Origin of the sequence: Mucilaginibacter sp. (assembly GCF_041088075.1) — a bacterium.
Classification (GTDB): Bacteria; Bacteroidota; Bacteroidia; order Sphingobacteriales; family Sphingobacteriaceae; genus Mucilaginibacter_A.
On record NZ_JBGCVY010000066.1, the window covers coordinates 52,640 to 74,605 of the forward strand.

The 21,966-nt window shown below is 40.4% G+C and carries 24 protein-coding genes; 7 read left to right on the top strand and 17 right to left on the bottom strand.

What is annotated here, in order from left to right:
• Nucleotides 1-257: 257 nt before the first annotated feature.
• Together V5804_RS16350 and V5804_RS16355 are read right to left on the bottom strand one after the other, a co-directional pair.
• Nucleotides 258-836, bottom strand: coding sequence for a hypothetical protein (locus V5804_RS16350; protein WP_369592478.1), 579 nt, complete (start codon nucleotides 834-836; stop codon nucleotides 258-260).
• Nucleotides 837-1,106: 270 nt separating this feature from the next.
• Complete coding sequence (locus tag V5804_RS16355) at nucleotides 1,107-1,823, bottom strand: YoaK family protein (RefSeq protein WP_369592479.1); 717 nt, start codon at nucleotides 1,821-1,823, stop codon at nucleotides 1,107-1,109.
• Nucleotides 1,824-2,317: 494 nt separating this feature from the next.
• On the opposite strand from V5804_RS16355, the gene gcvH reads away from it, so the two are divergent.
• Together gcvH and V5804_RS16365 are read left to right on the top strand one after the other, a co-directional pair.
• Complete coding sequence (gcvH, locus tag V5804_RS16360) at nucleotides 2,318-2,698, top strand: glycine cleavage system protein GcvH (RefSeq protein ID WP_369592480.1); 381 nt, start codon at nucleotides 2,318-2,320, stop codon at nucleotides 2,696-2,698.
• Nucleotides 2,698-3,093, top strand: a complete 396-nt coding sequence (locus tag V5804_RS16365; protein WP_369592481.1) for a VanZ family protein — start codon at nucleotides 2,698-2,700, stop codon at nucleotides 3,091-3,093. Before gcvH ends, V5804_RS16365 begins: the two co-directional genes overlap by 1 nt.
• A 925-nt stretch (nucleotides 3,094-4,018) precedes the next feature.
• Here the strand turns inward: V5804_RS16365 and V5804_RS16370 are convergent.
• A complete protein-coding gene (locus V5804_RS16370) occupies nucleotides 4,019-5,203 on the bottom strand; it encodes a cupin domain-containing protein (protein ID WP_369592482.1) in 1,185 nt (394 codons plus the stop codon).
• An 885-nt stretch (nucleotides 5,204-6,088) separates the two neighbouring features.
• On the opposite strand from V5804_RS16370, the gene V5804_RS16375 reads away from it, so the two are divergent.
• Genes V5804_RS16375 through V5804_RS16385 form a run of 3 tightly spaced genes read left to right on the top strand, consistent with a single transcriptional unit; the run spans nucleotide 6,089 to nucleotide 9,052 of the window.
• A complete protein-coding gene (locus V5804_RS16375; protein WP_157562722.1) occupies nucleotides 6,089-6,304 on the top strand; it encodes a FeoA family protein in 216 nt (71 codons plus the stop codon).
• 6 nt (nucleotides 6,305-6,310) lie between these two features.
• Nucleotides 6,311-8,428: a ferrous iron transport protein B gene (feoB, locus tag V5804_RS16380; RefSeq protein WP_369592483.1), complete on the top strand. Its 2,118-nt coding sequence runs from the start codon at nucleotides 6,311-6,313 to the stop codon at nucleotides 8,426-8,428.
• A 45-nt stretch (nucleotides 8,429-8,473) separates the two neighbouring features.
• On the top strand, nucleotides 8,474-9,052 hold the full coding sequence (locus tag V5804_RS16385; RefSeq protein WP_369592484.1) for a SprT-like domain-containing protein: 579 nt from the start codon (nucleotides 8,474-8,476) through the stop codon (nucleotides 9,050-9,052).
• A 9-nt stretch (nucleotides 9,053-9,061) separates the two neighbouring features.
• On the opposite strand, the gene V5804_RS16390 is transcribed toward V5804_RS16385, so the two are convergent.
• Together V5804_RS16390 and V5804_RS16395 are read right to left on the bottom strand one after the other, a co-directional pair.
• Nucleotides 9,062-9,499, bottom strand: a complete 438-nt coding sequence (locus tag V5804_RS16390) for a hypothetical protein (protein WP_369592485.1) — start codon at nucleotides 9,497-9,499, stop codon at nucleotides 9,062-9,064.
• Complete coding sequence (locus V5804_RS16395) at nucleotides 9,484-10,044, bottom strand: Panacea domain-containing protein (protein WP_369592486.1); 561 nt, start codon at nucleotides 10,042-10,044, stop codon at nucleotides 9,484-9,486. The genes V5804_RS16390 and V5804_RS16395 overlap by 16 nt, the downstream gene beginning before the upstream one ends.
• A gap of 445 nt (nucleotides 10,045-10,489) precedes the next feature.
• Here V5804_RS16395 and V5804_RS16400 point away from each other — a divergent pair, with 445 nt between their 5' ends.
• A complete protein-coding gene (locus V5804_RS16400) occupies nucleotides 10,490-11,080 on the top strand; it encodes a hypothetical protein (RefSeq protein WP_369592487.1) in 591 nt (196 codons plus the stop codon).
• A gap of 2 nt (nucleotides 11,081-11,082) precedes the next feature.
• Nucleotides 11,083-11,289 (top strand): helix-turn-helix domain-containing protein, encoded by a 207-nt coding sequence (locus V5804_RS16405; RefSeq protein WP_369592488.1) that lies wholly within the window; start codon nucleotides 11,083-11,085, stop codon nucleotides 11,287-11,289.
• A gap of 7 nt (nucleotides 11,290-11,296) precedes the next feature.
• On the opposite strand, the gene V5804_RS16410 is transcribed toward V5804_RS16405, so the two are convergent.
• The 12 genes from V5804_RS16410 to V5804_RS16465 all read right to left on the bottom strand — a co-directional run bounded on the left by V5804_RS16410 (nucleotide 11,297) and on the right by V5804_RS16465 (nucleotide 21,962).
• Nucleotides 11,297-11,842 (bottom strand): dihydrofolate reductase family protein, encoded by a 546-nt coding sequence (locus V5804_RS16410; RefSeq protein WP_369592489.1) that lies wholly within the window; start codon nucleotides 11,840-11,842, stop codon nucleotides 11,297-11,299.
• A 50-nt stretch (nucleotides 11,843-11,892) separates the two neighbouring features.
• On the bottom strand, nucleotides 11,893-12,405 hold the full coding sequence (locus V5804_RS16415) for an IS630 family transposase (protein ID WP_369592543.1): 513 nt from the start codon (nucleotides 12,403-12,405) through the stop codon (nucleotides 11,893-11,895).
• Between the two features lie 7 nt (nucleotides 12,406-12,412).
• A complete protein-coding gene (locus V5804_RS16420; RefSeq protein ID WP_369592490.1) occupies nucleotides 12,413-13,066 on the bottom strand; it encodes a transposase in 654 nt (217 codons plus the stop codon).
• The gene (locus V5804_RS16425; RefSeq protein ID WP_369592491.1) at nucleotides 13,039-14,421 is read right to left on the bottom strand and encodes a LutB/LldF family L-lactate oxidation iron-sulfur protein; all 1,383 of its coding nucleotides are present in this window, start codon (nucleotides 14,419-14,421) and stop codon (nucleotides 13,039-13,041) included. Before V5804_RS16425 ends, V5804_RS16420 begins: the two co-directional genes overlap by 28 nt.
• Before the next feature lie 32 nt (nucleotides 14,422-14,453).
• The gene (locus V5804_RS16430) at nucleotides 14,454-14,960 is read right to left on the bottom strand and encodes a GtrA family protein (RefSeq protein ID WP_369592492.1); all 507 of its coding nucleotides are present in this window, start codon (nucleotides 14,958-14,960) and stop codon (nucleotides 14,454-14,456) included.
• Nucleotides 14,961-15,031: 71 nt separating this feature from the next.
• Nucleotides 15,032-16,609 carry a M28 family peptidase gene (locus V5804_RS16435; RefSeq protein ID WP_369592493.1) on the bottom strand — a complete coding sequence of 526 codons (1,578 nt, stop codon included), beginning with the start codon at nucleotides 16,607-16,609 and terminating at the stop codon, nucleotides 15,032-15,034.
• Between the two features lie 17 nt (nucleotides 16,610-16,626).
• A complete protein-coding gene (gene rpiB / locus V5804_RS16440; RefSeq protein WP_369592494.1) occupies nucleotides 16,627-17,049 on the bottom strand; it encodes a ribose 5-phosphate isomerase B in 423 nt (140 codons plus the stop codon).
• Nucleotides 17,050-17,255: 206 nt separating this feature from the next.
• A complete protein-coding gene (tatC, locus tag V5804_RS16445; RefSeq protein ID WP_369592495.1) occupies nucleotides 17,256-18,128 on the bottom strand; it encodes a twin-arginine translocase subunit TatC in 873 nt (290 codons plus the stop codon).
• Between the two features lie 74 nt (nucleotides 18,129-18,202).
• Nucleotides 18,203-19,546 (bottom strand): acetyl-CoA carboxylase biotin carboxylase subunit, encoded by a 1,344-nt coding sequence (gene accC / locus V5804_RS16450; protein ID WP_369592496.1) that lies wholly within the window; start codon nucleotides 19,544-19,546, stop codon nucleotides 18,203-18,205.
• A gap of 167 nt (nucleotides 19,547-19,713) precedes the next feature.
• Entirely contained in the window at nucleotides 19,714-20,304 is a 591-nt protein-coding gene (locus tag V5804_RS16455; RefSeq protein WP_369592497.1) for an O-methyltransferase, read from the bottom strand.
• Between the two features lie 120 nt (nucleotides 20,305-20,424).
• Nucleotides 20,425-20,892 (bottom strand): acetyl-CoA carboxylase biotin carboxyl carrier protein, encoded by a 468-nt coding sequence (gene accB, locus V5804_RS16460; RefSeq protein WP_369592498.1) that lies wholly within the window; start codon nucleotides 20,890-20,892, stop codon nucleotides 20,425-20,427.
• Nucleotides 20,893-20,972: 80 nt separating this feature from the next.
• Entirely contained in the window at nucleotides 20,973-21,962 is a 990-nt protein-coding gene (locus tag V5804_RS16465; RefSeq protein ID WP_369592499.1) for a beta-ketoacyl-ACP synthase III, read from the bottom strand.
• Between the last annotated feature and the right edge of the window lie 4 nt (nucleotides 21,963-21,966).

The window sequence follows — 21,966 nt, forward strand, 5'->3', positions numbered from 1 at the left end:
AAAGCTTGTTCAACTTTTATTGATCAAATTTTCCATGCTTCTTTTATCACCCTAAAATTGGTAAATGCTATGTTTTTTTAGATTTGTTAAGGTTGATAAAGAGACCAATTTTTATAGGGTAAAAGAAGCATTGGCATCAATCCTGAGAATACCAAAGTGCATTGTATAAAAATAAAAGACACTAAATTTAGGGGCATAAAAAAAGCATGTTCAGTTTATAGCTAAACATGCTTTTTGTAATAATTAAACCAGAAATGTTACTTTACATCTCTGATAACTTTTCTTGCTGTAGCCCTTCCTGGCAAATAAACCTGAAAGCCAAATTGCAGGTTAACATTGTTTGCATAAGGGCTGCTGCCGAAACCTACGATGCCATTGTATTTAAGCAACGTTTCCAAACCAATACTTGGTGTAATAAAATAAGCAAAACCAGGGCCAACGCCAAAACCTAAACCATTGGTAGAACCACCGGTTGCAGAATAATTTTGGCCTTCAATACCAATGTTTGCTTCGCCAAAAAAGCGGCCATGCCTAACAATTTCTGTTCCGGCACCACTGTAAACCCGTCCTAATGCGCCTATGCCATAGGTAATATCAGATCCGTTTCCTTTTAAAGTTGCCACACTAAAACTTCCGTAACCGCCCAAAGCAACGTTATCCTTGATAAACCATGCTGCTTTTGGCATAATAGTACCAGTAAAACTTGTTGGCTTGCTTAAGCCTAATTGTAAGTTGGCCAAATCGCTGCCAATCAAAACATTGCCTTTTTGAATCTGTGCATTTGCAGAAAATACGAGGCCCAAAATTGCAATTGCTGCTAAAGTAATTTTTTTCATTGTAGTAGTTATTATAGTTAAACAATAATCTTTTAACAATACTTGAAAGCGTATAGTTTTAATTATTATGTAATTGTTTAAAGTAGCGTTGTTGCAGCCATATAAGGAAAGCGGTTTAAGTTCTTATTCCATAAAAAGGAATGTTTCTTTTAATCCCTAAAAACTTTTATTTATGTTTTTTAATCTTACAAAAAGTATTAAAAATTTTTGTTCTCTGCCTGTTTTAAATACCTGTGGTATTTCAAGATGACGCATCTTTTTGCAAAAAATTTAACGAACTTTCCCTGAACTTAACAAAGGAGAAATCAGCAATAAAGCAACAGGAAATGCCAGGTTCCATTTTCCAAACCAAGATGTGGCTATTATACAGAACAAGGCACCGGCTAAAAAGGAAAACCAAATAACCAATAATACGATGGCGCGTCGTTGGTGGCTGTCCCAAGTGCCTTGAGAATCCGGCAAAGGTGTGTCTTTTATAATTGATGCAAAGTGTTGGGCTATGTTATTTAAAGTGCCGGTAACAAAGTCAGGGTTTACAGATTGTTTGCCAATATGGGATAGGATAGTGTTCATATAGCCCATAGAAAAGCTAAGGATACCTACACTGCAATAATTGTTTATCGTGAAAAAAAACGATGCGATTCCATAAAACGCCAATACCGATGCCACAACAGTAAAAGGTGCCCAACGGGATTTGTACCAATTAAATTTTGACAATACAGAACCTGTAAAAACACCAATGACGAAAAACAGGATAGCTACAAAAGAAATCAACGCATTGGCAAATCTGGCTTGGCCTAACGAAAACCCTGTTTGTGTTGTATTGCCGCTCATGAACGACAGATAGGTTTTGAAATGAAAAAAACCGTAGGCGTCTATAAATCCAGCGATCATGGCAAGGCAGATAATCAGCCTTTCCTGCGTTTTTGCCGTAAGTAAGGCAGCTTGCTCCTTACTGGAAGTTTCAACTTTGTTATGTGTTTCCATTTTGGATCTATTTTTTGTAGTTAAAAAGCTATTGCTTGATAAGTAAAAATAAAAGTAATGTTACGATTTGGTTTAAAAGAGGTAACGTCATTTAAACAGGCTAATACCTCTTAATCATTATTTTAAAGGTTTTGGTAGCGGTTAATTTTATTAAGTATGAACTTGTTTAAACTTATTCTTTTGTGCTTTACACAATGCTTCTTTTACCCTATAAAAATTTGTGTTGCCCGGTTTTTGATTTGTTTAGGCCGATACAGGCACTAATTTTTATAGGGTAAAAAAAGCATCAACCCCTAAAAAAGAAGGTCAGAAAAAAAGTTTAAACAAGTTTTATATAGTATAAGCGCTTTCCTGTTATTTGTGTTTTGTTTTTTATGCTGTAAAAGAAGCATCGGCCACAACTCAAAAACATTTTCAAATAAATATCCCCGCATTTAATCATTGTTCAGTTTCTAACCATGTTTTTATTTATTTTTGGAGAAAAAAATAAGAACATGAATTTTCCTTCCGAATTGAAATACACCAAAGATCATGAGTGGGTGAGGATAGATGGCGATACGGCTTACATCGGCATTACCGATTTTGCACAGCACGAATTGGGCGATATTGTTTACATAGATATCAACACCGTTGGCGAACAAGTAGCCAAAGAAGGTATTTTTGGAACGGTAGAAGCAGTAAAAACTGTTTCTGACCTATTTATGCCGGTAAGCGGACAGGTTTTAGAAGTTAACGCTGCGCTGGATGCCAGCCCGGAGCTGGTTAATTCTGATCCTTTTGGCGATGGCTGGATGGTAAAAATCACGATTACAGATGCAGCAGAACTGGACGAATTGTTATCAGCCGAAAACTACAAAGCTTTAATCGGCGCCTGATGCAAAAATTTTTAAAATATCAAAGCCTGACTTTGCTTTGGGCTTTGTTTATTTTAGTCATCTGTTGCGTTTCTTTAGGCAAAGTTGGGCAGTCGCACTTGTTTTTTAAAGGGTTTGACAAATTAACGCATACCGGATTATTTTTTGTGCTTACGGTGCTTACTTTTTACGGTTTGTTTCGTAAACAAAGAAGCGTTAACCTCAGCGGGCCGGTTTTTGTAGTCGTGCTGTTTTGCATGTTTTTGTTTGGTGGCGCGATAGAACTTCTGCAATGGAAGGTCTTTACTTACCGCAGTGCCGAGTGGGACGACCTTTTTTGCGATATGCTGGGTTCTTTAATGGGTATTTTCAGTATTTTAGTAACTACACATGCCATACAAGCTCAAAAACAATAAGCGAATTTTAGCTGCATTTTTTTTGGCAGCAACATTATTTTCTTCCTGCGGATTGTTCCACAAAAAATGCAATTGTCCGCATTTTCGCTACAATTCCTATCAGCATTCCTAATTCTTTTTTGGCTAAAATTTTTGGGTCAACAATTTTATGCCGATAAAAGAAGCATGCTTCTTTTACATTAATATAACCCGTAGTGCATTAGGAGTTTTGCACTGCACTAAACCCATGGTTTGGAAAAGCATTTTCCCGCCCTTTACAAATTTTACTCCTTGCCGCATGGGCATTTTTACAAACCTCTAAGGCATAGAATTGATAATGAAATAACCCTGGACAAAATTTGGTTTTTGAACAAGTTTTTTTCTCGACCCATCTATAAACGGGAACAATTTTCTCTTTCTCTTATTATAAACACTTCGTTTGGGTAAAGTACTAAGCGGGGCACCATTCAAATTTTTAAACAACTGATGTTTAGAACTTATCCCACAATATTCAGCAGTTATATTTAGTGTAATTAACCCTATTTAATATTTAATAAAATAACAATGCTTCTTTTATCCCTAAAAAATTTGCGTTGTATTTTATTGGTATAGAAAAAATACATTTTTATAGGATAAAAGAAGCATCAAAAATATTTAGGATAAAAGTTAAACAGCTTTTAATTTTAAAAAATCCGGGAGGCTGTATCAAAAATAAGATAAACATCTTAAGAATTGTCTAAAAAAAACAAATTCTACATGGTATCCGAATAGATGAAAAAAAAGAGGCCGTTCATAACTTATGATACGGTCTCTTGGTTTGGCTTGGGTTTTTTATTTGTAAAAGCTGGTCGGCCTTGTGCTCTCCACATAGCACCACTCGGTGAACGAACGGGGGCTTGTGTTGATGACAAAGGCCCAGAGCAATGTGGTGGAAAAGTCCCCGATTTTACGCAGGCACGACAGGTGTTTTGTGTGTCGAGACGGGCGCGAATTGCGAAGCGTCGAAGCCCAGGTGAGCTTTGACCAGTTCGGCGGGCGAAAACGCCAGCCACTGGCGAAGCGACACATCTTCATAGTGGTCTGAGCGGAAACATTCGAGGAAGCGCAGCGTGGTGGTGCCGGTATTTTCGACATAGTGACCCATCGGAACCGGAACGCAGCCAACATCGCCCGCCTGATAGTCGAAGGTGCGCGCCCTACCATCGGCAGCAAACACCGTCATGCGCGCCTGGCCTTCAAGGTAAAACTGCCATTCCTGCGCATTGGGGTGCCAGTGCATTTCGCGCATTCCACCCGGCTCCACTTCCACAATTGCGGTGGCGATGGTGGTGGCGGCCGGAAAGTTCTTTGAGTCCACGATGCGAACAGAACCGCTATGGGTGCGAATCGGTTCCTGCCCTTCCATGTGAAAGCTAAAGCTTGTGGGCACCGGGCCGGCACCTGCCACCCGATCTGATTCGAGCGTGCCTGGAACAGGCGCTTGGAAAATCCACAAGGGCTTGGCCGGAAGCGAATCGAACACGCTTTCGGACACACCAAAGTTTTTAGCAAGCACCGATTTAGGCGTGTGGATGAGCCAATCGGTGAGCAAAAAGGTGCCTTCTTCGGTAAAGTTGCCGTCGTCAAAGACAAGCAAAAACTCACAGCCTTCAGGTTCAAGCCCCTGAATCGAGTGCGGAATCCCAGCGGGGAAGTTCCACAGGTCGCCTGCCTTCACGTCGTCTTGAAAAGTGCAGCCGTTCTCGTCTATGGCGGTGATGCGCGCCTGGCCCGCGATCATGTAAGCCCATTCCGCCGATGTGTGCCAGTGCATTTCTCTTGCGCCGCCGGGCGTGAGGCGCATATTGACACCCGCGATGGTGGTGGCGGCGGGCAATTCACGGATGGTGGTCTGGCGTCCCCAGCCGCCCTGTTCAAGGTGGTTGTGGCTGTCGGCGAACGACCAGCGAAAGTTGGGGACGGTGCCCTTGTCGGTAATCGGTGCAGCGAGCAAGTCGCGGTCTTGCGCTTCGCGCGCCGGGTTGGTCGGCCCTAAGATCGAAGCACCGCGCTTGCCATCAATTGGTTGTGGCGGCGCTACTTGTTGCGGTTCTGCCGCTTGTGGCATTGGCATTGTTTCTTGGTTTGTCATGATTGTTTTATTTTAGTTGTTCTGTTTTGATTGTTGGTTATTGGCCTGTTGGTTTAGTGTTGTCCTATGCTGTACCTGGCTGGCTTATACGGAACGCCTCTTTAATGATAGAAACCAAGAAACCTGCTTTTTTACAATGTGCAGCCCTTCGGCCAGCATCGGCCGTTTTTCTACCATCAATACTCTTTTTACCACAAAAATTATCGTGGTTTCGTCTTCATGTCCAAATACCGCCCACCTTCCATGCCTTTGCTGTTTTTGCCGGAAGTATCCATTTTGCTGCCGCCGTTTTATCGAAAAGCCGGGGTCTTTTGTGCTCGGGTAAATATTTAAAGAAAAACAAACCCTATTTGTTTTTTTAATTAAAAAAGGAACAGCTTATATATGGCGAAGTTTCATTTTAAAGAAATAAAGGGCTTCGGTTTTTGAATAAAACCACCTTTTATAAAATTTAGAATAAAGAAAATGGAAGGGCTTCCTTTTCACTGTTGATTTCTTTATAGTTTGCTGCCCTGGTTTTATAGTGTAGGATAAAAATAATTCATACTGAGAGCTGTGTAAATTTTTTCCAATATATTTTCTATGCTTCTTTTACCGCATAAAAATCATCGGCCATTGTGCTTTTTGTATCAGAACAACTTCCGGAAACAGAATTTGCAGGCATAAAAGAAGCATTATAAATTTTCATGATAGAAATTTAGACAGGTTCTCAGTATGTATCTGGGGATAGTTGTCATTTTGGATTTTTGAAAGTTGTGAAATTGATGAACAAAGTTTTTTCTACCGCTTGCATGATCCGTGTTGTTTGATAAAACAATTATCAAATCTTATTTGGATTTAATTTAAATAAGGTTTAGCTTTACGGTATAATTAGTACTTGTATCCATGAAGCTATCGCAATTAACCATCGGCAAAAAAGGTATCATCAAAGAGTTTACCGATTTGGAAATGTCTGTTAAACTGATGGAAATGGGTTGTTTGCCCGGCGAGGAAATCAGTATCCAAAGGGTTGCACCGCTTGGCGATCCGATTGCAGTTAACGTTTCCGGTTACCAGTTAAGTTTGCGTAAACGCGAAGCATCTACCATTATCTTACAATAATTTGAGTTGAAGGCTGATCTGAAAGTTGCATTAATAGGAAACCCCAACACCGGTAAATCCACGCTTTTTAATGTTCTTACCGGTCTTAACCAAAAAGTTGGCAATTTCCCCGGCGTTACGGTTGATAAAAAAACCGGTTTTTGTTTGTTAAACGATGGCCGCCGCGCCGAAATCATTGATCTTCCCGGAACGTACAGTTTGTATCCGAAAAGCAAGGACGAGTCTATCGTTTTTTCTGTTTTGGCCGATCGTTCCAACCCGCACCATCCTGATCTGGTGATCGTTATCCTGGATGCTTCCAACTTAAAACGAAACTTGCTGCTTTACACGCAGGTTGCCGATTTAAAAATCCCGGTTATCCTGGCTTTAAATATGATGGACCTGGCCAATAAATCCGGCCTGGAAATCAACATCAACCTACTTTCAAAAAAATTAGGTGTTCCTGTTGTACCGATTTCTGCGCGAAAAGCCGAAGGAATTACTGCACTAAAAGAAGCAATTGGTTACGCCAACCGTTTTGCCTTGCAGGAAGATACAATTGATGTGGAACAATTGGCGCCAGAATTGATTAGCAGCATCCGCGATGAAATCCACGTAGAAAACAATTACTACGCCTTGCAACTGGCGCACCAGCACGAATATCTGCCGTTTTTGTCTCCGCAGCAAAACGACCGGATTGAAACGCTGGAGGAGGAGCATAGCTTTCATTCCCAAAAATCCCAGGCTACAGAAACCATTGCGCGTTATAATTTCATCAATGATATTTTGTTTGATACCGTTATCCGCAAAAATCATTTCGCACAGGAAGAAAGCTACAGCAACAAAATTGATAAAGTTCTCACGCACAAAGTTTTCGGTTTTGTGATTTTCTTTGCGATTTTAATGTTCATTTTCCAGGTCATCTTTTCCTGGTCGGCTTACCCGATGGCACTAATTGAGGATACGTTTACCTGGCTAACTTCCGTATTGCACAAAACACTTCCGGCCGGCCCGTTAACCAGTTTGCTGTTGGATGGCGTGATTGCCGGGCTAAGCGGCGTGCTGGTTTTTATCCCGCAAATTGCCATCTTGTTTGCTTTTATTTCCATTTTGGAAGATACCGGTTACATGTCGCGCGTAACGTTTATGATGGACCGCATCATGCGAAAAGTTGGGCTGAACGGAAAATCAGTCGTGCCGCTCATCGGTGGTTTTGCCTGCGCCGTGCCTTCTATCATGAGTACGCGTACCATCGAAAACTGGAAAGATCGCATGATTACCATTATGGTTACGCCTTTAATTACCTGTTCTGCGCGTTTGCCGGTTTACACGTTGCTGATTTCCCTCGTCGTTCCTAACCGAAACGTATGGTGGCTTTTTAATCTGCAAGGTTTGGCCATGATGGCGATGTATTTGTTCAGCGTTGTTTCGGCGGTGGTTGTGGCGTTTGTTTTTAAGCTGATTTTAAAAAGCCGTGAACGTGGATATTTCATTATGGAACTACCGGTTTACCGGATGCCGCGCTGGAAAAACGTTGGTTTAACGATGTACGAACGGTCAAAAACTTTTGTCATCCAGGCCGGAAAAGTCATCATCGCCGTTTCTATTATTTTATGGGTGATGGCTTCGTACGGCCCGGGAAACCGTATGGCAAGGATCGAGCAGAAATACAATAATGCTTCTTTTACCGGCAAAAAATCAGCGGAAGAATTGCAGCATTTAAAAGCGACTGACCAGCTTGAAAATTCTTACGCCGGTATTTTAGGCCATGCCATCGAGCCGGCCATTCGTCCTTTAGGTTTCGATTGGAAAATTGGCATCGCTCTAATTACTTCCGTTGCCGCCCGCGAAGTTTTTGTAGGAACAATGGCCACGATTTACAGTGTGGATGGCAATGCCGATAAATTAGATTCGGTGATGGACAAGATGCGAAATGCCAAAAACCCGGAAACAGGTTTGCCGGTTTTCACCTTCGCCGTTGCCATGTCGCTCATGATGTTTTACGCTTTCGCGATGCAATGCGCCAGCACGGTTGCCGTAGTTTACCGAGAGACCAAAGAATGGAAATGGCCGGTCATCCAGTTTGCTTACATGACGGTGCTGGCTTATGCCGCAAGTTTTATTACTTTCCACCTGTTAAAATAAGCGTTACATTACAACGTGGATAAAAAGGAAATTCTCAAAAATTACATGCCTGAAGCAGCCGCGCCGGTAATTGCCAAATGGATTGATTATTTTCAATGCGAGTTTAAAGTTTCGCGCAACCGCGGCACCAAATTTGGCGATTACCGTTCGCCTTTTGGCGGAAAAGGGCACCGCATTTCTGTTAATTTCGATTTGAATGCTTACGCTTTTCTGGTAACCACCGTACACGAATTTGCGCATTTGTACACCTGGAACCAGCATCAGCATAAAGCAAAACCGCACGGCACCGAATGGAAAAGCAACTTTAAACGGATGATGAAACCGTTTTTTGAGTTGGAGATTTTTCCGCCTGATGTTAAAACGGCCATCACCAATTATTTGGATAATCCCGCAGCTTCCAGTTGTTCAGACCTTACTTTATTTCGCGCCCTCAAAAAATACGATGTAAAAGAAGCATCGGTTATTTTGGTTGAAAAAATCCCGGCCAACGGTTTGTTCCGTTGGAAAGACGGCCGCGTTTTCCGGCGGGAAGAACGGCTGCGGAAACGTTACCGTTGTGTGGAAGTGAGCACCAACCGGGTTTATTTGTTTAATCCGGTTGCGGAAGTGGAGTTGGTAAGCTAAAAACCAAGGTTACATTAGCCCAAACTTTCGTTTTAATTTTACAGGAATAACTTTACTTGATTGTAAACGCTCCAATATTTGTATGTGATGAAAATCTGTTATTTCGCCTAAAATATTTTCCGGATGCTTTTCTAAAAATGTCGTTAAATCTTTAATGTTCATTTCAGAAATGAAATCACAATTTACATAACTGTCATATTTTAAAAAAGCATGTTCCTTTTTTGTTATCGTGATACAATTATTGGTGAAAGGTTTATCGGTATTGATGCAAACTGATGCAACTTGATTTGAATGCGCAGACACACAAACTATAATTGCATATTTAGGATAATTAACATCTTTAAATTCCGGTATTTTAATGAGTAAAATGCATTTAGGGGAAATTTTCTTACCTAAATAATCATCTTTAAATTCTTTAGAAAAGAAATCTCCTAAAGAGGGAGGCATTGAGTCAGTCTTTTAAATTCATAAGATTCAGTGATAAATCTTATTTGGCTTTCTGATAAATTTTCCTGCTCAAAAATGTATTGCAAGTCAACAAAATTTTCATTGAGCTTTTCGGCTTTGTTGTAAGCTTTATCGTGTGCTTTACTTTTTAGCTGACTAAAATTTAAATCCTTATTTTCTGCTATGGCTTGGCTGAGGCATTCAATATCACTCTCTGATAATTCTTCAATGTCTAACTCTTGGTTAGGTTTAAAAGTTGTATTGCTGATAATATGAAAAATTCCGTCACTGTTCTTTTCTTTGAGCAAATTGTAAGACGAAGAAGGAGTTGAGCCATGTTCAAGTCGGGCAATTGTATCGTCCGTAATTAACCGGCCGTATTTTATCAAATGCTTAACTTCAGCAAAATACAAAATTTTCAAAGCCGTATATTTATCAGCTATGCCTTGCTCGTTAGCTACTTTATTTGCGATAAATATCAATGAATTGACAGCCTTTACTTTATCAAAGGTTCTGCTTATCATTGGTTCAATTGAGGTTTGCATCTGTTTAAATATACCTAAATGTTTGGAACAAAGTTTTTAAAATTTTAAATTAATTTGTTGAAACCGAAACCAAATATACTAACTTTTTTAGTGGCAGTTAAACAATGTAGTTGTTTAAACTTTTTTTCCGGCCAGTTTTTTTGACTGATACTTCTTTTATCCTATAAAAATTGGTGCTTTTACCAGCCTAACCAAATCAAAAAATATTACCCACCAGTTTTTATAGGGTAAAAGAAGCATGGTGCAAAGCACAAAACAACAAGTTTAAACAAGTTCGATAAATAAAATTTTTTGCCTACACATCCAACAAACTCAAATCAAACTTTAGCGGGATAAAATCAGTTAGCCGAAACAGAATAATTAATTTAAAAAACTAAACAGAATAAATTTTTATTGTTAATCAATAAAGAGTATCTATATTTGAACCTAATTAAAGTAATCAAATATGAAAAGTATCAGTATTAATTATTGGCTCAAAGCTATCAAGATAGTTTTGTGGATATCCTTGATAGGATTTGGCTTAACCCTGTTTAATACAGCAGGTTTAGTTTTTACGAATAATAAAATGTTTGCAGATGTCAGATTGAAAAACGCAGAAACAACGAGCCTTGCACAAGCAGAGTTGAAAACGAATCGGGGTGTATTAGCATTTAAATCAGATAATGTTTTAGACAGGTTGGTATTCCAACATGTTTATGGTTATCATGATTTTATACAATCTTTTTTTACATTTATTACTTGCTGTATCCTGCTGATAACGATTAAAGGAATTGATCCCAATAGCCCGTTTACTTTAACTATAGCAAAAAGAATATCAATAATTGGTAGTTTGTATATTATATATGGTTTAGTAAGTATAGGGGCTGGATTTTATCTTGTATCAAGAGTTGAGGCTATTATGAAGCAGGTTACAGGAGATTACACAAGTTTTAGAGACGACTTATCCAATATCAAAGTTGGCATATTTATCTTGATTTTTGCATTTATATACAAAATATGTGTTACTTATCAGGAAGAAAACCGGTTAACAGTTTAATAATGCCGATTATAGTAAACTTAGATGTGATGATGGCAAAGCGAAAGGTATCACTTAATGAATTGCAACAAAAAGTCGGTATTACTTTGGCTAACTTATCTATTTTAAAAACCGGGAAAGCCAGAGCTATTCGTTTTGAAACCTTGGCTGCTATTTGTAAAGCACTAAACTGTCAACCTGGAGATATTTTAGAATATCAGGATTCCTAAATTGTTTCTAAATATCCAACATACTTAAATCAAACTTTGGCGGGATGATATAACGCAACTGTACCAAACCGCTGGAGTAGGATTTATGGTTGATCAGCATTAAATCTACCTTATCTTTTCCGCTTTGAAACAGCGGTTTTCCGCCGCCTAAAATGATCGGATGGACGGAGATCAAAAACTCGTCCACTAAATTTTCTGCCATAAAAGAAGCAAGCAGATTGGCGCCGCCAAAAAACCAAATGTTCTTGCCTTCCTGCTCGCGGAAATCTTTTACAAAAGCAACAAAATCAGCGCTGCGGATAATTTTTACACCCAATTGTTCTTCCCGAACCAGCGTATCAGAAAAAACATAAATGGAATGGTCTTCAAAAAAGCCAAGTCCGGCTTGCGCGATCAGTTCATAGCTTTTTCGGCCCATAAACAAAGCATCGGTATCTTCCGAAAACTCGGTCAGACCGTAATCCTGATCGTTTAAACACCAGTCAATTTCGCCGTTTGGGCCTTCAATATAACCATCTAAAGTTGTGGCAATGTTGAGTGTGATTTTGCGCATAGTTTTTTTATGAGGTTAATAGTTAATGGATGATAGTTATATAAAGTCCACTAAATATTTACAATTAATTTAGCCAAATTCTTACCCAATTCATTTTCGACTTTAAAGTCCTGCATAAACGTTTCAAACTTTGTGATTCTATCTTTTAGATTTTGGACGTAACGGTTGTGCGTAATTTTCTTTCTCATGTACCACCAAACCCGTTCAATCGGATTTAGATCGGGAGAGTATGGAGGAAGGTAGACGAGTTCTATCCGATGCTTATATCTTTCCAATATGGGCTTAAGCCTTTTGGCGTGATGATAAGGCACATTGTCCAAAACCATAACTACCTTTCTGTCATAATACTGTTTGGCCACCAGCAATAAGAAGCTAAAAAAACTAACTGTATTCCCTTTGTCCGCTTTGCCTGTAATGACAATACCGCTTTCAGGTTCTATACAGCCGAATAAAGTCTTCCTTTTCCGTTGTTTTTGATTTATTCTGGGCTGCTTCCCTTTTTCTGCCCACATATACGAAACTGTAGCTGTGTTTGATAAACTGGCCTCGTCCTGAAATACAATTACAGCATTAGCTTCTCTTCACTCCTGGAGTTTTTTTTAAAGCGTTTACCTTTTCTTCCCTGTCTTGGGCTTCAGGGTAAATGCCTTTCCCTTTTTGAAAGGTTAGCCCTAGCTTTTTCAAAATGTTATAGATCTGCGCCTTCTTATAATCAACCTGGTATTCTTTTTTAATCAGTTCGATTAATAGAGGCCCTGTCCAGGTGGCGCTGTTATAACCGTAATCATCGGGCTTTTTATTTAATAAAATCGTTTTTATCGCTTGTGATTCATTTGCATCAAGCCGGTTATTTCTGCCGGGCTTTACCTTGTCAATCAATGCCTCTACTCCGCCTTCATTTAATCGGTTTACCCAATTGCAGATCGATTTAAATGAGGCCTCATAAATAGATTCCAACTCCTGCGGACGTTTACCCAAAGAAACCTGATAACAGGCATATAATCTTACAGCTTGTTGAAACTTCTCATCTTTTCGTAATAAAGACCTGAGCTGCTCTGATGTGTAATTCTTTACTGTTAATGCTATCTTGCTCATGTATACAAGATACACTTTTTTATTTAATTGTAAAATTATATTAGACTTTATATAATAGTAAGCACCAGGCGATGAACCATCAACCATAATCCATGAACCTATCAACTTTCTCCGTTCTTCTCTATCCATTGCTTGCTGAAAGATTTAGGTGCAACTTCAGGCATGTCGCGTAAATGTCCCCAAGTTCCTTTAAACAAAAAGCGTAACAGAAAATTTTTAAAGCCTCCGTTAAAATAATCGGTCATTTTTCGGCTCAACATGCCTTTTTTCCACAACGACCAGCCCCAACGTTCTTTTACCGGGTTGAGGTTTTCTTTGACCGAATCCCGCCGGTTCAACAGCAGTAACTTGTGCAAATCTATTTTTACCGGACAAACTTCCGAGCATTTTCCGCATAAACTGGAAGCATAGCTCAAGTGTTTAAACTCGTCCATGCCTTGCATGTGCGGCGTAATGATGGAGCCGATTGGCCCACTATACGTAGTTTCATACGTATGGCCGCCAATGTTTTTGTAAACCGGACAAGCATTTAAACAAGCGCCGCAACGTATGCAATACAAAGCCTGCCGCTGGTCTTTTTGTGCCAGCAGGTTGGTTCTGCCGTTGTCCAGCAAAATCACGTACATTTCTTCCGGGCCGTCGGTTTCGGGAAATTGGCGCGGGCCGCTTAAAATGGTATTGTAAACCGTCAAATTTTGTCCGGTTCCGTGGGTGGATAGCAGCGGCCAAAACAAATCCAGATCCGCAATCGAAGGGATCATCTTTTCAATTCCAACGACAGCAATATGGATTTTCGGAAAAGTGGTGCACAAACGCGCGTTGCCTTCGTTCTCCGTAATTGCGATGCTGCCCGTATCAGCAATTAAAAAATTAGCGCCGGTGATGCCAATATCCGCATGGACATATTTTGCCCGAAGCAGTTCGCGTGCTTTCAATGTTAGCTGTTCCGGCGTGGCATCTATCGGCGTGCCAAACCGTTCGTTAAACAATTTGGCGATGTCTTCTTTGGAAAGGTGCATGGCCGGCGTAACAATGTGATACGGTTTTTGGCCGAGGAGCTGCACAATGTATTCGCCCAAGTCTGTTTCCAAACTTTCAATGTTGTTTTCGGTGAGAAATTCGTTGATGTGAATTTCTTCCGTAACCATTGATTTGGATTTAACTACTGTTTTTGCACCTGCTTTTTGGATGATGTTGAGGATTTCTTTTTGCGCTTCGGCGGCATCGTTCGCCCAAATCACTTTTCCGCCGCGCCGCTGAAAGTTGGCTTCAAACTCAGGCAGCAATTTGTCTAAGTTTTCCATCACCTTCCATTTCGTTACATGCGCTTTGCGTTTGGCGTTTTCGAGGTTGGTTAAACGCGTAATTCCGCGGGCAACGGCAGCATCATACTTACCAATGTTGTGGTTGATGATGCTGCGGTGTTTTAAATCAAAGGCTTTAACTTCAGCATTAGCAATAAAATCTTCTGCAGTTTTAGTCATGCGGTAAAATTACAAATTAGCTGTACAAGGAATTATAAGATGGCTTCTTTTTTCTCTCTGAAGAAAAAATAGGTTTGGCTGAAGTAACTGAAAAAAACAATAATAATTGTGCACAAAATTTTTGATGGTGTAGGATATAATCCAAAATGTTCCACAAAGATTTTAAGAAGAACATAATTTAACAAAATACAAATGAGGTTAACCGTTATAAATCTTGCTAATTGCCCTCTTCTTGTTAAGCCTGATTGCTGAAAAACAACATATCTATTTAAATAAAAGCCTGTGGTAAAAGAAATACTAAAGGCAAGCATTAAGGATGCAATATGCGGACTCAAGGTAACAGAACCTAAGTGGAAGTTGTGTTTTTTGAAAATAAAGTTGTAACTAATTGTAAAAAGACAAATATCAAGCGCCGTATTAAAACCGCCGCAGGCTGCATATCTAAACGTTTGTAATGGAATTAATTGCTTAAATGGTTTGAAAAAAAGATCAATAAAACTAAAGATACGTCTTCTGACAAAGTGATGAAGTTTTTTCATAGTTGAACAAAAAGCTTTTCTCTGCCTTACTTATCTTACTGATTTTTATATGATAAAAGAAGCATCAGCAATTATTGGCTTGCAGCTTTATCGCTTTTGGCATCCACCACCGGCCGTTTATCGCGGTTCGCCAAATCCCAACCGGTATAAAAAACCAACTGCGCGCGTTTCACCAGCATCGGGAAATTGATTTTGCTCACCTCATCACCTTGCCGGTGATAATCCTGATGTTCGCCGTCAAAATAAAAAATAATCGGAACGCCGTGTTTGGCGAAATTGTAATGATCGGAACGGTAATAAAAACGGTTCGGATCGTTCGGGTCATCGTATTTATAATCCAGATCCAGCTTGGTAAATTTGTTGTTTGCTTCCTCGTTGATCTTGTGCAATTCGGTGCTCAACATGGCTGAGCCAATCACATAAACATAATTGGAAGAATCAGTTTTGCCCTGATAATCGTAACCGGTGCGGCCAATCATATCAATATTCAAATCGGTAATGGTTTGGCTAAGCGGAAAAACCGGATGATCGGTGTAATATTCTGACCCTAACAAACCTTTTTCTTCGCCCACATTTCCCAGAAACAAAATGCTGCGGCGGGCAGGATGGCCATCTTTTTTTGCCTGGGTAAACGCACGTGCAATTTCCAAAATCCCGGTTGTGCCGGAACCATCGTCATCCGCGCCGTTATTTACTTTATCTGTTCCGGTTGTGGTTAAGCCAATATGATCGTAATGAGCCGAGAAAACCAGGATTTCATCTTTCAGTTTGGGGTCTGATCCCGGCAAAAAGCCAAGCACATCAACTGCTTTTGCGGGTTTGGTTTCGGTGTGATAAGCAATCGTAAAATCAGATTTTATGGATTTCGCCGGAACGTTTCCTGCTGCCGATGCTGTTTTTATCGCATTAAAATCTTGTCCGGTTGGTTTTACAAGCGCATCTGCAACGGCTAAATCAATGTTGATTACCGGAGCATTTTGCGATGCAGCAGCTGGAGTTTCTTTTTTAAGTGATAAATTGCTACCAGTATAGCTCGAACCAAAACGTTTCAGCACCTCTGCAATTCCGGCATTGGCTGCTAAAATAACTGCCGGATGTTTGCTTTGTATCGCTTTTATAATTAAAGTTCGCGAGGCACTCATCCGGTAACTGGTATTTGCGGTTGCGCCGGTTGCCGGTTTATCTTCGTTAATCCAAAGCAAAACTTTACCTGTTAAATCCGTTGTCCCGATTTCTTCCGCCGTACCGTAACCGATAAAAATAACTTCGGTAGCGTGTGTATTGGTATTGCCGAAAGTACCGCGCATTAAAAGATCTTTTCCATTCTCAAACGATTGATTGTTAACGTTGAAAGCCGTTACTTTTAAAGTGTTTTCTTCTAACGGAACATCCAGAAAATAAGAGCCGTTAACCGGAGCTTGCAAGCCCATCTTTTTAAATTCTCCGGCGATGTAATTGGCTGCTTTTTCTGCGCCGGGTTTTCCGGTTTCGCGCCCTTCAAAAGCATCCGAAGCGATGATATTTAAATGCCTTTTTGCATCATCCACTGAAATGTACGAAGCATATTTCCGCTCTAAAGCATCTGTTTTTTGTGCCTGAGCATAATTAAAAAAGGCAGCAGGCAGTAAGCAGAAGAGTAGTTTTTTCATGGTCAATGTTTTTGGTTTTAGCAGGAAATCTTGTTTACACGGTTGGCGTGGCGGCCGCCTTCAAACTCAGTTGCTAAAAATGTTTGGGTGATGGCCAATGCTTCTTTTACCGATATAAATCTGGCGGGAAGGCAAAGGATGTTGGCGTTGTTGTGTTTGCGCGCCAGGCTGGCCAACTCCGTGTTCCAGCAAATGGCGGCACGGATTCCCTGGTGTTTATTGGCTGTGATCGCGATGCCGTTTCCGCTGCCGCAAATTAAAATACCGAGATCAAATTCTTGATTTTCAACAGCAAAAGCAACCGGATGGGCAAAATCAGGATAATCCACAGACTCGGCAGAATAGGTGCCAAAATCTTTTAGTTGATGTTCTGTTAAAGATGCGCTTAACGTTTCTTTCAAATCAAACCCGGCATGGTCTGCGCCGATTGCTATTTTCATGGCATAAAAGAAGTATGTTTAAAAAATCAGTTTAATTTTAGTGCCTGTTTAAATTTATGCAAAAAATATTGATGCTTCTTTTATGCCTATAAATTTGGTATGCCCGGAAATTTCATGGATACAAAACCCACAAAAAGACAATGATTTTTAGGTGGTAAAAGAAGCATGGCAAATAAGTTTAACAAAATTTAAACAGGCTTTTAAAATTACGAGGCCATTAATTGATCGTGTTTTTTATTACGGCTACGCTCAACACCTGCAGCAACAAAAATACTGGCTTCATACAATATAAACAGCGGGATACTAACTATAGTCATGGTTAACATATCCGGGGTTGGTGTTACAACAGCAGCAATAATCAAGATAATTACGATGGCGTAACGACGGCTTTCGCGCATAAACTTTGGCGTCATGATGCCTACGGTTGCCAATACATAAATCAACATCGGCAGTTCAAAAACCAACCCGGAGGCAATAGTTAAGGTAGCTACTGATGATATATAAGAATCTATATCGAACAGATTTTGTATGCGTGAACTTACCGTATAAGTGGCAAGGAAGTGTAACGACATCGGTGTGATTACATAATAGCCAAACAGTACGCCTATAAAAAACAGGATACTGGTGTAAAAAACAAAGCCACCGGCGGCCTTACGTTCTTTTTCAAGTAAAGCGGGCTTAATAAAACGCCAAATCTCCCATAGCAGGTAGGGTACGCCCAGTGTCAAACCTATCATTAACGAAGAGTTTATCTGTAGTGTGAACTGGCCTGCCATTTCTGTATTGATCAGGCTGATATTGAACTTACTAAAGCAAAAATTACGGCCTAACGCATTCCCTACATTACACATGGTACGATAGGTCCAAAAATCCTCGTTACTCGGCCCCATAATGATGTTAGCGAATATCCAGTCATAATAGGCGAAGACGAAACCAGTAATTACGATAATTGCGATGGCTGACCTAACCAAATGCCCTCTTAAGGCATCCAAATGATCAAAAAAAGACATTTCTGATTCCAGGTTGGTGCCTTTATTTTTTAAGGCTTTAAACAGTTTATTATCTTTAAGATCGCTCATAATGCAGTAGAAACAAAAATACCATTCTGTGGAGATTTAGAATGGTACTTACGTTTAAATTTATAATCGGTTTTTTAGTCTTCGGTGTATTCAAAAGTTTCCATAAACTTGGTGGTGAAGTTACCAGCGCGGAAGTTAGGGTCTTGTAACAATTTCATGTGGAAAGGGATCGTGGTTTTAACGCCTTCGATCACAAATTCGCTCAATGCGCGCGCCATCGTATTTAATGCTTCTTCGCGGGTTTGAGCCGTGCAAATCAATTTTGCAATCATCGAATCGTAGTTTGGCGGGATAACGTAGCCGGAATAAACGTGCGTATCTACCCGGACACCGTGGCCGCCAGGCGAATGGAAATTGGTGATTTTTCCGGGAGAAGGACGGAAGTTGTTGAACGGGTCTTCCGCATTGATCCGGCATTCAATGGCGTGCATCGTTGGCTCGTAGTTTTTACCGGAAATCGGAATGCCTGCCGCTACTTTTATCTGCTCTTTGATCAGGTCGAAATTGATCACTTCTTCGGTAACCGGATGCTCCACCTGGATCCGCGTGTTCATCTCCATAAAATAGAAATCATGGTTTTTATCAACCAAAAACTCGATCGTTCCTGCGCCTTCATATTTTACAGATTTTGCACCTTTGATGGCCGCTTCGCCCATTTTGCGGCGCAATTTTTCGGTCATAAACGGCGAAGGCGATTCTTCTACTAATTTTTGATGACGGCGCTGGATCGAGCAATCGCGTTCGGACAAATGGCAAACTTTGCCAAACTGGTCGCCAATTACCTGTATTTCGATGTGGCGCGGATCTTCCACATATTTTTCGAGGTAGATGCCATCGTTGCCAAATGCTGCACCAGCTTCGGCACGGGCAGAATCCCAGGCAGCTTCAAAAGCCTCATCTTTCCAAACAATACGCATCCCGCGGCCACCGCCACCGGCAGTTGCTTTCAAGATGATGGGATAACCAATTTTGTTGGCCACCTGGATGCCTTGTTTTACATCCGTTAACAAACCTTCGGAACCCGGAATAGTAGGCACGCCCGCTTTTTTCATGGTGTCTTTGGCCGATGACTTATCGCCCATGGCATTAATCTGATCGGCTGTGGCACCAATAAATTTAATTCCGTATTCAGCACAAATCGCAGAAAACTTGGCATTTTCCGATAAAAAACCGTAGCCGGGATGGATGGCATCGGCGTTAGTCAATTCGGCAGCGGAAATGATATTCGGAATATTAAGGTAAGAATCTCTGCTCGGCGGCGGGCCGATGCAAACCGCTTCATCCGCAAAACGGACGTGCAAGCTATCGCGGTCGGCAGTAGAATAAACGGCTACTGTTTTTATGCCCATTTCTTTACACGTGCGGATAATGCGCAATGCAATTTCGCCACGGTTGGCAATCAATATTTTTTTGAACATTACTATGAATGTATTTAATTTATATCTAAGGAATTTGTCGTACTTCTTTTATGGCTTTAATTTTCAATTTTGGTTTTTATACCGATAAAAGAAGCATATAAATTTTATTGTTTTTTATGTGGTAAAAGAAGCATAGGCATGGAATAAAATTAAAGAACTCTAAGCATTTATTTACGTCTGCAAATAAACTCTCCATTGCCAATTGGTATTGTTAAACAATCAAACCTTTCATCTTTTGAAGCACTTTCTACCATCGGTTTTATACCTTCATATTGGTCGGTTGCATTGTCAGCTACTATTAATCCGTTTTTGACAATTTTAGATGCAATCAACTTAAAACAAGGCTCATAGATTTCTTTTTCAGCATCTAAAAAGCAAAAAGCAATTTTTTCTAATTGCTCAGCTTGTTGAAGAAAATCGCCTTGTATTAATTCGACATAATCTTCAAGTTGAGCAATTTTAAAAGTTTCTAAAGCTAAAGCAGCTTTTTCTGCTGAAATTTCATAGGTCTTTACTTTTCTGCCAATTTCTTTAGCTGCAAAAGCAAGCCATAAAGTAGAATAACCAGCACTGGTTCCAATTTCAATAATATCGCCTTCAGGAATGTTGACTAACATAATAGATAAAAATTTACCTGTGTCTTCGGTTATTTGTCTTAACCTTTTATCCCTGGTAGTTCCATCCGTACGGTCTTTTCGGTCGATAATCTCTAAATAATCCATTCTTTTTTTAAGTTCTATAGGAATTTCAGAAAACATAACGTCAGACTTTCTACTATAAAATTATTATTGAACAAATTGAACAAGCTATAAATATCTTTTGAAAAATTAGCGGCTGCAGCAACAAATTTATACCGATAAAAACAGTATGTAACGTTTTTAAGCCGGATCAACCAGGAACAATGGCTGATCGTATTCTACAGGTGAAGCGTTTTCAACCAAAATTTTAACGATACGGCCCGAAACTTCGGATTCGATTTCATTAAACAGTTTCATCGCTTCGATAATACACAACACATCGCCCGTTTTAATTTCATCGCCCACGTTTACAAACAATGGTTTTTCGGGAGATGAAGAGCGGTAAAAAGTACCGATCATGGGCGATTTGATGGTGATGTATTTGGAAGTATCTTCTGCCACAGGTGTTGTAACAACCGGCGTAGTTACGGTAATGCTTGGCGTGGCAACGGTTTCTGCCGCAGCAGCCGGAATCGTGGTGGTAACAACAGCAGTTTGCGGCTGGTTGGTTTTGATGGTGATTTTGAAGTCTTGCTGTTCGATAGAAACCTCGTTAACTCCTGATTTTGAAACGAATCGGATTAAATCCTGAATCTGTTTAATATCCATGCTGGTTGTTTCGTTTAAATTAGTTTGATTTTTGTTTGGCAGGCTAATTTATCATTAATTAACAAAAAAGAAGGCCAAAATTAGTATGCCCATTTTAAGTAAGCTGCGCCCCAGGTAAAACCACCGCCAAAAGCCGCCAACACCAGGTTATCGCCTTTTTTTAATTTGCTTTCCCACTCCCACAAACACAACGGAATGGTGCCGTTGGTGGTATTGCCGTAACGTTCAATGTTCACCATTACCTTTTCCGGGCCTACGCCCATCCGGTTGGCAGTTGCATCAATAATACGTTTATTGGCCTGGTGCGGGACGAGCCAATCTACCGTTTCCGAAGTAAGGTTGTTGCGATCCATAATTTCGGCAGCAGCTTCGGCCATATTGGTTACGGCAAACTTAAACACCGCTTTTCCTTCCTGATAAACGTAATGCTGGCGGGCATCAATGGTTTCGTGGCTGGTTGGTTTTACCGATCCGCCAGCTTTTTGATGCAAGTGGACGATACCGGCACCATCACTGCGGAGGTTTGCATCTATCAAGCCAAAACCTTCGTGGTTGGGTTCCAACAAAACAGCACCACAGCCATCACCAAAAATAATGCAGGTTGCCCTGTCCTGGTAATCTACAATGGACGACATTTTGTCTCCGGCCACCACCAAAACTTTTTTGTGCATTCCGGTTTCGATAAACTGTGCGCCAACCGTTAAGCCATATAAAAAGCCGGAACAAGCTGCCTGCAAATCAAATCCCCAAGCGTTATTGGCACCCACTTTTGCACTGATGATATTGGCCGTTGCCGGAAAAGGCATGTCAGAAGTAGTAGTGCAAAAGATCAGCAAGTCAATTTCCAGCGGACTGATTCCACGTTTTTCCAACAAGCCGTTTATCGCCGGAACGGCCAAGTCAGAAACGCCTAAGCCTTCGCCTTTTAAAATCCTGCGTTCGCTGATGCCCGTTCTGCTTAAAATCCATTCGTTATTGGTATCAACCATGGTTTCCAGTTCGTGGTTGGTCAACACATAATCCGGCACGTAACCATGAACAGCAGTAATTGCAGCGTAAATTTTATCCATGTTG